Raw genomic sequence first — 12,925 nt, forward strand, 5'->3', positions numbered from 1 at the left:
TTCGCTTTAGAATTATCAGAATGGTACCGACTAAATAAACGTGAACTTCCATGGCGTTTCACAACCGATCCTTATAAAATTTGGTTGTCTGAAGTTATTATGCAGCAAACACAGGTTGTTCAGGGCACCAACTACTACCTTAAGTTTATTGAGGCTTATCCTACAGTGACAGATCTGGCTGGTGCTGCAGAGGAAGATGTGTTGAAACTATGGCAGGGATTGGGTTATTATTCAAGGGCAAGAAATTTACATGCTACAGCTAAAATATTGGCAGATGTATATAAGGGGCAATTTCCAACAGATTATAAAGATGTGATTCGGTTAAAAGGAGTTGGGCCTTACACTGCGGCAGCAATTGTTTCGATTAGTTTTAATTTACCATATGCTGTTGTGGATGGTAATGTCTATAGGTTTATTTCACGTTTAAAAGGTGTCAGCACTCCAATTGATTCTACCCAAGGGAAGAAAGAATTCGCAGTATTGGCAAATGATTTACTTAATCAAGATAATCCTGGTGACCATAACCAAGCCATGATGGAGTTCGGAGCTACAGTATGTCGACCTGTTAATCCGCAATGTTCTGAATGTCCATTTGCATCAGTCTGTGTTGCGCTTGCCCATAATAAAGTGAAGGAATTACCTGTGAAGAGCAAAAAGACAAAACAACGTGATCGGTATTTGATTTACCTGTGGATTGAAAATGAGAATGGTATATTTATTGAAAAACGAACGGCAAATGATATCTGGAGAAATCTGTATCAACTGCCCTTATTGGAATTTAATTCTCTGAAAGAAATGAAGCAGTATGAAAACTTGAATAAAGAACAATTGATTTTGTTAGGGAGAAAAAAGCATATTTTAAGTCATCAAAAGCTGCATGCAAATTTTTATACGGCAGATTCATCCATATTAGAGACGTTAAAGGGTAATTACATAAATGTATCTACTCAGGATGTTAGTGATTACCCTTTTCCGCAGCTGATCGTGAATTTTCTTAATGAAAAAACTTTAATTAGTCAGGATTAAGCTACTTTTGTTTTAAATTCAAAGTTTTGTAATTTTAGGATTAAATAAACATAAACTGTAAAATACATGTCGGTAAATAAAGTTATTCTTGTTGGTAATGTTGGTAAAGATCCCGAAGTCAGGCATTTTGAAAATGATGGTGCTGTAGCTAATTTTCCATTGGCAACTACAGAGAGAGGTTACACAGCTCGTAACGGGCAAGAAATGCCTGAGCGCACAGAATGGCACAATATTGTTGTTTGGAGAGGTTTAGCTAAGGTTGTGGAAAGTTATGTGAAAAAAGGAACTCAACTATTTATCGAAGGTAAATTACGGACGCGTTCGTATGATGATAAGGAAGGTAACAAGAGATATGTAACTGAAGTATATGCCGACAATCTTCAGCTTCTTGGACGTAAATCTGACAATCCAGCAGCCAGTGGGCAAGCAGGTGGAGGAATGACCACACAACAGCCTGAGCAAAATACTACTAATACCAATACAGCCCAGGAGGATACCTTCTTAGGTAATGATGAAACTGATGATTTACCATTCTAAATTTTAAAAGTTACTTTTTTGGAAACCGATAGTATTAGTTTGATTTTTAGCTCCAGTCCTGCAGGACTGGATTTTTTGCCATTTACTTTTGGGATACTAATTGCTATTGTAATCAACATTTTTTTACTACTACTTTCTGCTTTGATCTCGGGTTCAGAGGTGGCATATTTCTCGCTTGAACCTGCTGATATTCAGTATCTGAAGGATAACGAAAATAAGCGAAATAAACAGGTTATTAAACACTTGAAGGATAAGGAATTATTGTTGGCTACAATTTTAATCAGTAATAATTTTGTCAACGTTGCTATTGTTATTCTGACCTCGTTTATTGCAGCAGGGATTATCGATTTCGGTGAGAACGCTACGATTAAGTTTATTTTCGAAGTTATTTTTATTACGGCTATCATCTTGTTCTTTGGAGAGATTTTGCCAAAAGTATATGCTTCGCAATCCTCCAGGAAATTTGCCGGATTTATGGCTTTCCCGTTAATGGTGTTATCAAGACTATTAAAACCCCTAAGTCTGATATTAACCAAATCAACCAATCTGGTTAATCGTCGTATTGCTAAAAAAGTGGGTAATTTATCGATGGACGATATATCACATGCATTAGAGCTTACAGGAAGCGATATATCGGAAGAAAAAGATATTCTTGAAGGTATTGTTAAGTTTGGAAACATAGATGTGTCGGAGATTATGACGGCACGTGTTGATGTGATTGATGTAGAGTTAAAGAGTGATTATAATAAGGTTTTACAGATAATTATTGATTCAGGCTATTCGCGTATCCCCGTGTTCGAAGAGACACCAGATAATGTGAAAGGAATTCTGTATGTAAAAGATTTACTGGCGCATCTGGATGAAGGGACTGAATTTGAATGGCAGCAGTTGATACGAAAAGCTTATTACGTGCCTGAAACAAAGATGATCAATGATTTGCTTGAGGAGTTTCGAGCACAAAAAATCCATATGGCCATTGTTGTGGATGAATATGGTGGAACAATGGGGATAGTCACACTTGAGGATATTCTGGAAGAGATTGTTGGTGATATTAGCGACGAGTTAGACGAAGAAGAGGAGTTTTATACAAAACTGCCTGATGGAACCTTGGTTTTTGAAGCTAAGATCTTGTTAAACGATTTTCATAAAATTACGAATACGGACGAAGAAATGTTTGCCGAAGTCAGAGGAGAAGCTGAAACATTGGCAGGGCTTATTCTGGAATTGAAAGGTGAAATTCCGCATAAGCATGAAGTGGTTGAATATGGCAATTGTGTGTTTACCATTGAGGCGGCGGATAACCGACGAATAAAGAAAGTGAAGTTTGAGTTAAAGTAGCAATCATGAAGGGGCAAACTATAGCATTGTTAATTTTGGTTATTGTTGGATTAAACGTTGGATGCAGAGAGCATAATACACCCAAGGCACGTGGTTATTATCGTATAGCATTACCTGACAAGGAATATATGAACTTTGATAGTGACTATCCTTATCGTTTTGAATATCCGGCCTATGCCATCATAAATCCAGATACGAGCTCAAATGCTGAGCAATATTGGTTAAATATCGCCTTCCGCGATTTTAAAGGTCAGATACACTTAAGTTATAAGCCCATTGGCGATAACTTTAGTATATTGATGGAAGATAGCCGGAAACTGGCTTACAAGCATAGTATAAAGGCGGATGCTATTAAGGAGAGAGCATTTCATGATGAAGAAAAGAATGTAACAGGCGTACTATATGAAATAATAGGAGATGCTGCTTCTCCAATACAGTTTTATGCTACTGACAGCTTACATCATTTCATTCGCGGGTCGTTATATTTTAATGTGGTGCCCAACCAGGATAGTTTAGCACCCGTAATTGATTTTGTGCATCAGGATGTTATACATCTGATGGAAACTCTTCGTTGGAATAACTAACTTAAGATGCCACTATTTTCTTTAATTGATCACTCGCCAGAGCATAAAATTGCAGTCTGGAAAATAGAAGAAACTGTTGAAGAGTTGCAGGGGCAACTTTCGATTAGTAATTCAGATAGAGAGGTGGTTGACTCTTTTAAGCTGGACACAAGAAAAAAAGAGTGGTTGGCATCACGGTTATTACTTCAGAAGATTTTAGGGTTTTATCCAGTTATTGAGTATTCTGATAATGGTAAACCATTTTTAAAGCAAGACAGGCCGTTTATAAGTATCTCACACACCCGAGGGTACGCGGCTGTTAGTGTTTCTGACAAGCCTACAGCCATTGATATTGAAATTTGTTCTGACAGGGTTGTGAAGGTGGCGAATCGCTTCGTACATGTCGATGAAGAAGAATATATTCAAGATGATCATCTCACTGAATATCTGACTGTATTATGGTCTGCCAAAGAAGCGCTTTACAAGTATTACGATGAATATGGTGTCATATTCAAGAAGCAATTTAAGGTGTATCCGTTTGAAATAAGACAAAAGGGTGATTTGAGCAGTGATTTTTTCCATAATGAACAAATCAGATCACTCAATCTTTGTTATGAAGTTAATGATTGCTTTACCTTAGTGTACTGTTAATATAAAATGGAAATGATATACGATAAGATATTATCCCGATACAAAAGTGGAGCAAAGCAACTGGCATTTTTAATCGATCCTGATAAGTTTCAGGTTCGAAGAATGTCAGAACTAAAGGTACTACTTGATGATGTCAGGCCTGATCTACTGCTTATCGGTGGAAGTCTTATCAGTCTTGATGTTGGTGATTTTGTCAGAGAGTTGAAGCAATATGTTGATTTACCTGTCGTATTGTACCCAGGTTCATCAATACAGGTTTGTAAAGAAGTGGATGCTATTTTGTTTCTGTCATTGATTTCTGGTCGTAATCCTGAGTTTTTAATTAGTCATCATGTGGCAGCTGCACCACATATCAAAGCCAACGGTATTGAAGCAATATCGACAGGTTATATGTTGATTGATGGGGGATCAAATACTTCTGTACAGTACATTAGTCAGACTCAACCTATTCCAGATGACAAAAGTGATATTGCAGTTGCAACGGCATTGGCTGGACAATACCTGGGCATGAAAATGATTTATATGGATGCCGGTAGCGGAGCCAAGAATCCAATTGTACCAAAAATGATTGGAGAGGTAAAGTCAGCAATTGATATTCCATTAATGGTTGGCGGAGGTATCAGAGATATCGATACACTTCAAGGGAGTTTAATTGCTGGTGCAGATATTGCTATTGTGGGTAATGTATTAGAGCAGAATCCATCTCTTCTTAAAGATTTCTGCAAGCTTGTTTCAGATATCAATAAGCAGGAATTACTGTCAGAATAATTCAAGGATTAATAGGTTAGCCCGGGTAGTGGTTCACTTTCACAGCCATTTGGGAAAGGTATCTCCAGGAATGAACAGATTGTTGGCGCTATTCGTGTAGCTGATATGGCATGATAAATATTCTGTGGATTAACCTTCCAACCAAAAAAGATAAGAGGCAAATGACTGGCATTCCAGTCACGGTTAATTCTTTTTCCATCATTAAATTCTTCATACCAACCGGGCCTGATCTTAATAGCTATATCTCCCGATCTGTTTGGGTAATAGTTGAGTTTTAAACTTTTTAGTGAGTTGATATCTGAAGCTGAATAATTAAGCTCTTCTACAGGCACTGCATAGGCTACTCCCTGCATATCGCTCAAGAAATCGGCAGCTTGCCTTTTAATTTCTTTCATATCAACCTTGCGTTCCTCAATAAGTTTATGGTTGAGGTAAAGTTGAGCATCATTGTAGGTCATAACCCATTTCCCCTGACCATATTTTGCCATCAAAAACAGGTTGGTTAATGAGGCAGCTTTATCTCCGCTGAAGACACCGGTTGGAATTTTATGTTTTTCCGATTCGCTCATATCGCGCTGTGGAGCGGCCACTGATGTGAGTGCAACCAATGTATTTTCTAATCCGACTTCATCATCAACTATTTTCAGGATATCAGCAATCTCCATATCTAGACGAAGTAGCATATCCTGTGTTTCAGCATCAAACATGCTGTTATGTTTGCCATGAACAGAGCGAGTTGTAAAGTGCAATGTTAACACATCAGGAATATTGTCTTTGCCATACTGTTCGTTAATTATCTGTGACATGGCAAAGTCGCGGATTATTTTATTTCCATAGGGAGAATGAATAACAGGAATGTATTTGCCTTCGCCTTCCTGTTTCTCTAATGAGTAGATAAAAGCATTATTGTTGGAGCGTTCGTCGCTGAAGAATTTCATCTGATAGTATTGATTCAAATTTTTCACCGGGCCCCATTCTCTATTGCAATATGTAGAAAGTAAATCTTTCTTATTGAATTTTTTAACCCAGTCAGGTGCCGTCAGTGTACTGTCAGAACTTTGAACAAGATCAAAATGCCCCGTTGAATTATTGAGCTCAAACAGATAATCAGGATTATGACCTCCGCTCCAGACCAAATAGTTTTGATTGAGGCCAATGGCAGCTACCCGCGACTTGCCATTAGTCATCCATTTAAGTTCATCTATAATAGTAGAGGTCATCAAACGGTCGGTTGAAGGATATTGATTTGCATCTTTATCAATAACTGCAAGATCTCCATACGCAGCATGTACTTCCTTTGATCGAAGATGATCATACCACCAATCCGAAATAATTCCATGAGTAGATGGATATGCCCCGGTAGCTATGGTTGCCAAGTTGGTTCCCATATATGTTGATCCTACTGGATGAGAGGTGTTTCTGAAGAATGAGCCTCCATTTATTAGACGGTTAAAACCATTGTCAGAAAACTGATCCCGGAATGCCACGATCTGTTCAGTATTTAGCTGATCAATCAAAATAAAGATCATTAATTTGGGGCGCTGCGATGGTACTTTCTGGCTATGGGCACCCATTAAACACAACAGCAGAATAACTAAAGTAAAAGTGAATTTTCTGATCATGGCACTTGTTTATTATGCGCCAAATATAATTATTTTAGGAATGAATGAGTAAAAGGATGGAAGCGTGATGGAATAGCTCATCGTATTCTGAATTATTTAAATGTGCCAGTAGCTATAAAATTTGCATTATAGTCTTTAAAATAAGTGTGATCTTGGAGGAGCTGAGAATCTGATACCATTGATATGATTTTAGCTAGGTCTGAAAAAATACAGGTTAGAATCATTATAAATGAACTGATGTAAAATAAAAACACAGATCTTGTTTGGTGAAATAAGACAGATCCAATATTCACGAAAATTAGTCTTAATATTTTCTCTATTTTTACATCGTTTTTTGCAAACAAGATCGGAAATGGAGCGTTAGCTTAATGAGTTGACTTGCTCACCGGGAAACTCAAGTAAATGAATTAGACCATGAAACAATATTTAGACCTTCTTGAAAGGGTTTTAGATGAAGGATATAAAAAAGAAGATAGAACAGGAACGGGTACCATCAGTGTTTTTGGTCATCAAATGCGTTTTGACTTGAGTGAAGGTTTTCCATTGCTGACAACCAAAAAATTACACCTTAAATCCATTATTCATGAGTTGCTTTGGTTTCTGAAAGGAAGTACCAATGTAAAGTATCTTCAGGACAATGGCGTTCGCATCTGGAATGAGTGGGCGAAGGAAGATGGTGAACTGGGACCAATCTATGGCTACCAGTGGCGATCATGGCCTGACTACCATGGCGATCATGTCGACCAGATAAAGCAGGTGATCGAAAGCATTAAAAATAATCCGAATTCTCGTCGTCACATTGTCAGTGCCTGGAATGTGGGAGCCATTGATGATATGCAATTACCGCCTTGTCACATCCTTTTCCAGTTTTATGTGGCTGATGGAAAGCTGAGTTGCCAGTTATATCAGCGTAGTGCTGATATCTTTTTAGGTGTTCCTTTTAACATTGCATCCTATGCTATTTTAACCATGATGGTGGCTCAGGTTTGTGATCTTAAACCCGGAACTTTTGTTCATACTTTGGGTGATGCACATATTTATCTCAACCATATTGATCAAGTTAAACTGCAATTAACCCGTGAACCAAAGTCATTACCTCAATTTAAAATAAATCCTGAACGGAAGAATATCGATGATTTTGTTTATGAAGATTTTGAGTTAGTAAATTATGATGCTCATCCGCATATTAAAGGAGCTATTTCTGTTTAATTCATCCTTCGATTCATCAAAAAGAAAGCTATGACCTTAGCAATGATTGTGGCCATCGACCAGAAAAACGGTATTGGAAAAGGTGATGACCAACTGGCATATATTTCAGCTGATTTAAAACGTTTTAAAGCGCTTACAACTGGTCACACCATCCTTATGGGGCGAAAAACCTTTGAAGCATTGCCTAAAGGGGCTTTACCTAACAGGCGCAACGTGGTTATTACCCGACAGGCCGGTTATATGGCTAAAGGTGCCGATGTTGTTAACTCATTGGATGCTGCTTTGTCGATCTGTAAAAATGATGAGAAAGTTTTTGTAATTGGAGGTGGTGAGATTTATAGTACATTCCTGAGCGTAACCAAAGAATTATATCTAACCAGGATAGAGTATACATTTGAGGAAGCTACCGTATTCTTCCCCAAGATTAATCCTGATGACTGGACCGTTGAAAAAGAAGGAGGGCCTTTTATAGATGAAAAGACCCAACTGAAATACCGTTACCAGAACTTAATCAGGAAATAGCAAAGTTGCCGGCTCCCTGACCTGCATAAACATGTTTAGTCATTAGGTTATCAATAATTCTGGCCAAATCATCAGGATAATGCATTTTCAAGCGTTGAGATGAATGAATCCATTCGCCGATCCTGTTGCAGTCAAGGTTTAAGTGTTTGAGTGAAGTTACACCCAGTGATTCCAGGAAGGCAGCGTTGCAGGCTTGCTCATACTGGCCTTTCATTGGTATAACGCATAGTTTTTTACCCAGATACAATGCTTCAGCAGGCGTTTCAAAACCAGCATTGCATAAAACACCGGTACCTGTAATCATGCTTTTGGTAAATTTTTCCTTATTAACCGGCCTGATTACAATGTTGCCGGATGACAAGTAGGATTGATCGGTGTGTTTTGAGAAAACATGCCATTGGGTATCCTTGAACTGGGATAAAACCCGGATAATTTTCTCATCGGAATACGATGGCAGATACACAGTATAGTGACCTTTATCCACATTCTTAGCCCACCTGACATCATCGCGAATCACAGGTGTTGATATGTTATCGTCGATGCTTTTAAAATGAAAACCCTGGGCATCTGATACCGGAGCGTAGTGCTTTAATATAGCTTTTCCAAAGGCATCCTTCACCGCAGGTTTTGGAGCTTTCTGGTGCAACACTGCACTCTGATGACTAATTCCCACACACTTGACATTACGTAATTTACAGGCCCAGGCTGTTACAGGTTCAAAATCGTTCAATACCAAATCGTATTTGTGAACAGGTACGGCCATCATTTCTTTAAAAAATTCATAAGGACGCATCCTGGCAACTGTTTGCTTTAAATCAACACCTCCTTTTTTTCCAAAAATGAAGCTAAGACCATAAAAACGGTACTTTACTTTCCATGGTAGTTTAATGTCGCATTGCGTTCCACTGATTAGAATATCAACTTCGCCATGCCTTTTTAAATGTCCTATTACCTCAAATGCTCTTGCAATATGTCCATTGCCTGTACCCTGAATTGCGTAAAGAATTTTCATAACGATTAGCTGTTTATAATGTCATTTACCATGGTTTGAAACAAGGCTTTGTGGTTCGATAACAGAAAATCATCACCCACCAGTTCTTCCTGTGGTAATAGTATAGCTTGTTGTGTCTGTTGGTGGAAATTCAAATGCCAGTCTCCTTCATAATATTCCAGCGCGGTCATATTTTCTACCCAGTCTCCGCTGTTCAGATAACACACATTACCTTTATCGTTTTTAATGATTTTTTTCTCGGGCCAGTGGATATGACCACAAATGGCATAATCATAATCCTTATCAATGGCCAAGTTGCCAACCGTTTGTTCAAATTTACTTGAGAGCTTGTTGTTTCCTTTCTTGATGGCTTTTTTGATGTCGCGAGATAAGGATACTTTTCTCAGTCTTAAAGCCGATAAGCAAATATTGGTAAATTTATTAATTACTGTCAGCATGCCATACCCAAAAGCACCAAGCTTAGCCAACCATTTGGAATGATGCATAAATATATCAAATACATCTCCATGAAAGATCCATGACTTCTTGCCATCCAGTTCAAGAATCAATTTGTTTTCGATGCTTAATTTCCCCAGTTTAAGCCCGATAAGACGTCGTAGATGCTCATCATGATTTCCGGCAATATAGTACACATGCGTACCCTTTTCCATCATCTTGATAATCTGTCTGATGACTTTAAGATGTGATTTAGGGAAGTAGCTTTTTGAAAATTGCCAGATGTCGATAATGTCACCATTCAAAACGAGTATCGGTGTGGTGATTCCACTTAAATAACTGACAATCTGATCAGCTTTACATCCGAAGGTGCCCAAATGCGTATCTGAGATAACAACGGCCTCTAATTGTCGTAATTGCTTCTGGTTGTTTTTATTCATTTCTCTCCAAAAATTTCAATGGTCAATTTTAGAGGAAAAAATGATCTTAAATATTAAGCCATTGCAAAGGAATTGAAAAGAATCAGGAATGCAGATCAGCAATATGATAATTTCTTAACATAGTAAAGCCGCAACATCACGAAGCGGCTCATATCATTTTTTTATTGACTGCTTTTGTATTTATACTAAGACTGAAGTGCCCTTAAAACCAAACTCTGAACTTGTTTTGTCACTCATTAGATGACATGCACATACTGTCAATAGTCATCAGGTGAGGAGTGTGTCCGGACTTCAAACCCAAAAACAACCTATATAGCCATGGGTTTTATACCAGATTTACGACCAAACAAGGTTTTTTGCCAGTAGCTGTAAAGATCCTGGTTGAAACTTCTCGAGATACCTTCGGTTTGTACCAACTCACTGCGACGTGCCAGTATTACGGAACTAATGTAACTACTCATTCCGTTACAAATCATGTAGGCCACATTAAGCTCACTGACTTCATGCAGGTCTATTGGTTCTCTTCGACAATGAACAATCAATTTAATTGAATACTTGACAAGCTCTGTAGCTAATTGTCTGATTTGTTTCTGGCATTCGGGAATATTTACATCGCAGGATATCAAAAGGTGCGAATACATATTTGTTTGCGCATATGCACTGATTACAGCCTCTAATTCAGCAGGTGATTCTGGTAACTGAATTAAGGAAGTATCCACATTATACATTCTGCATAACTTCTGAATATGCTTATCATCTGTATTGTTAGCGACAATTAATAAATCTTTGTCGAGTGGAATTACAGATGAAATAACTGTTTCGAGGGCAAATTCCCGTGTTCTTTTAAAACTGATTGTTTCATATCCGGTCAAGTAGAAATCTTCCGGCTTAATAGGGCTTTTGGTCATTAACGAGATTAATTCTTTGTCAACAACATCATCAAGCTCAATCTTCTCGGGGAAACTATAGTATGTTGAATTAATTACTCGCATCATTGCTTCTTCTATAGTTAATATCAGGTACAAAGATTATACTCTGGTTAAATTGTACGGTTAAGACTCAATTAGATTTGTATTAACCTTACATTAAGTTGGACAATCCATAGGATAATCGCACGTATAAAATTAGTTGCTTTTTTAGCAAAAGAGTTAATCAGATCGGTATATAGCTCAACACTATTGGGACAGTAATCTTCGTTTTTTCAACGTTCGTCAAAATAGAGAATAAATGCTTTAATAGCATCGGCAATTTGCCATAAAAGATAGGTTCAGAAAAAAACTATTTTCATAGATTGATATCACTCGTCGCCGACCTAATTAATCTGATGTATGTTGGTCAAACGTTTAGTTAATTGTTCCGAATTTCATCCATAATTTTTCACATTTCTATACATGCCGCTAATATCCGGTACGCGATGACAGAAGCAGTTTGTAGTAAAACCCACACAACAACAACAAGGTAAAATTACTCATGCGACCTTTAGAATACGTTTTGAACAGGTCGAAACCATTCGTACAGCTTATAATACCACACTTTATGCAGTCGAAATTGCCCAACCAACCCAACAGGAAGAATTTTGACAGGTTGTAATCGACATCTTAACTCTGCGCGAAGTACTTTAACTTAGTGAAATGGACTCCTTAATCCTGCAGGGAGGATTTTAACTTGGCGAAATCAAACTCTCAACTCAGCGGGAAGGATTTTACCTTGGAAAAAACAATCTTACAACACCTTGCTTTTGTGGAGGCGCTATATATACCCTCTGGCCTTCAGTTCAAGATATTTATTAATGGATTCAACGGTCAGGTTCTCAGGGGCCGTTAATACAGAATGTATGCCGTAACGTTCAAGTTCGAGAACAATTCGTTTTTTATCGTAGGCAAATTTTTCAGCTATGGTTTTAATGTATATTCCTTCAATGTCGCTTGCTTTAGCTTCGGTAAGCTGTTTTAATTCGGTATTCTCAAAAAAGACAACGACTACCATATGATCCCTTGCCAGTTTTTGTAACATTGGCAATTGTCGTTTGGCAGCACTCAAACTTTCATAGTTAGTATAAAGCACCAATAAGCTACGCTGATGAATGTTCCGTCGAAGGCTGGCGTATAAATTATGGATGCTTTGCTCCTGAAATTGGGTGGACTGGTTATATAAGGCCTCCATAATTACCTGCATCTGTTTGCTGTTTCGTTGTGCAGGAACGATGGTTCGTACTTCGTTATTAAAGGTGACAAGGCCAGCTTTATCTTGCTTAAGCATGACGATTTTTGAAAGAACCAGTGATGAATTAATGGCATAATCCAGCAAGGTCATTCCTTCAAAAGGCATTTTCATGGTTCGGCCAAGGTCGATAATAGATATTACTTGTTGCGATTTTTCATCTTGGTATTGGTTCACCATTAAACTGCTTCGACGGGCTGTGGCTTTCCAGTTAATAGTTCTGTAATCATCACCTTTTGTATATTCCCGTATCTGATCAAATTCCATTTGATGACCTATCCGGCGAATTTTCTTAATACCAACCTCAGTTAATCGATTGGATATGGCCATCATTTCAAACTGACGCATTTCTTTAAAGGCCGGATACACCTTCACCATGTTGTTGGCTTCAAACATAAACCGACGTTCTATAAGCCGTAAAGGAGACTTAACAAAGACATTTAAAGCTCCAAACCAATACTCACCTCTAATCACCGGACGTAATGAATAGGTACTGGTTGAATTTTCACCACTTTTAAGTTTTTTACGGAGTGAGAAATCACGATTCTGAAATTGAACTGGTATTTCATCAATAACATCGAC

13 protein-coding genes are annotated in these 12,925 nt (G+C 37.9%); 8 read left to right on the forward strand and 5 right to left on the reverse strand.

The genetic code is table 11. The features are described from left to right. The 6 genes from mutY to AC4MRQ_RS21350 form a co-directional block, all read left to right on the forward strand. On the forward strand, positions 1–1,026 hold a 1,026-nt coding region (mutY, locus tag AC4MRQ_RS21325), incomplete at its 5' end, for an A/G-specific adenine glycosylase (protein ID WP_491199750.1). Positions 1,027–1,092: 66 nt separating this feature from the next. Next, positions 1,093–1,563: a single-stranded DNA-binding protein gene (locus AC4MRQ_RS21330; protein WP_491199751.1), complete on the forward strand. Its 471-nt coding sequence runs from the start codon at positions 1,093–1,095 to the stop codon at positions 1,561–1,563. Between the two features lie 18 nt (positions 1,564–1,581). Next, positions 1,582–2,901, forward strand: a complete 1,320-nt coding sequence (gldE, locus tag AC4MRQ_RS21335) for a gliding motility-associated protein GldE (protein WP_491199752.1) — start codon at positions 1,582–1,584, stop codon at positions 2,899–2,901. Positions 2,902–2,906: 5 nt separating this feature from the next. Then, entirely contained in the window at positions 2,907–3,485 is a 579-nt protein-coding gene (gene gldD / locus AC4MRQ_RS21340) for a gliding motility lipoprotein GldD (protein WP_491199753.1), read from the forward strand. A gap of 6 nt (positions 3,486–3,491) precedes the next feature. Next, entirely contained in the window at positions 3,492–4,115 is a 624-nt protein-coding gene (locus AC4MRQ_RS21345; RefSeq protein ID WP_491199754.1) for a 4'-phosphopantetheinyl transferase family protein, read from the forward strand. Between the two features lie 12 nt (positions 4,116–4,127). Further along, on the forward strand, positions 4,128–4,883 hold the full coding sequence (locus tag AC4MRQ_RS21350) for a phosphoglycerol geranylgeranyltransferase (protein ID WP_491199755.1): 756 nt from the start codon (positions 4,128–4,130) through the stop codon (positions 4,881–4,883). 8 nt (positions 4,884–4,891) lie between these two features. Here the strand turns inward: AC4MRQ_RS21350 and AC4MRQ_RS21355 are convergent, their stop codons facing one another. Further along, positions 4,892–6,505: an alkaline phosphatase family protein gene (locus AC4MRQ_RS21355; RefSeq protein WP_491199756.1), complete on the reverse strand. Its 1,614-nt coding sequence runs from the start codon at positions 6,503–6,505 to the stop codon at positions 4,892–4,894. 414 nt (positions 6,506–6,919) lie between these two features. Between AC4MRQ_RS21355 and AC4MRQ_RS21360 the strand changes: the two genes are divergently transcribed. Both AC4MRQ_RS21360 and AC4MRQ_RS21365 read left to right on the forward strand, forming a co-directional pair. Then, a complete protein-coding gene (locus AC4MRQ_RS21360) occupies positions 6,920–7,714 on the forward strand; it encodes a thymidylate synthase (protein ID WP_491199757.1) in 795 nt (264 codons plus the stop codon). Between the two features lie 30 nt (positions 7,715–7,744). Continuing rightward, a complete protein-coding gene (locus tag AC4MRQ_RS21365; RefSeq protein WP_491199758.1) occupies positions 7,745–8,236 on the forward strand; it encodes a dihydrofolate reductase in 492 nt (163 codons plus the stop codon). Here AC4MRQ_RS21365 and AC4MRQ_RS21370 read toward each other — a convergent pair. The 4 genes from AC4MRQ_RS21370 to AC4MRQ_RS21385 all read right to left on the reverse strand — a co-directional run. Beyond that, positions 8,226–9,248 (reverse strand): glycosyltransferase family protein, encoded by a 1,023-nt coding sequence (locus tag AC4MRQ_RS21370; RefSeq protein WP_491199759.1) that lies wholly within the window; start codon positions 9,246–9,248, stop codon positions 8,226–8,228. The genes AC4MRQ_RS21365 and AC4MRQ_RS21370 overlap by 11 nt on opposite strands. 5 nt (positions 9,249–9,253) lie before the next feature. Continuing rightward, positions 9,254–10,123: a UDP-2,3-diacylglucosamine diphosphatase gene (locus tag AC4MRQ_RS21375; protein ID WP_491199760.1), complete on the reverse strand. Its 870-nt coding sequence runs from the start codon at positions 10,121–10,123 to the stop codon at positions 9,254–9,256. Positions 10,124–10,431: 308 nt separating this feature from the next. After that, on the reverse strand, positions 10,432–11,118 hold the full coding sequence (locus tag AC4MRQ_RS21380; protein WP_491199761.1) for a hypothetical protein: 687 nt from the start codon (positions 11,116–11,118) through the stop codon (positions 10,432–10,434). Between the two features lie 754 nt (positions 11,119–11,872). Further along, positions 11,873–12,925: DUF58 domain-containing protein (locus AC4MRQ_RS21385; RefSeq protein WP_491199762.1), on the reverse strand; the 1,053-nt coding region annotated here is incomplete at its 5' end.

This window comes from Carboxylicivirga sp. (assembly GCF_982718395.1).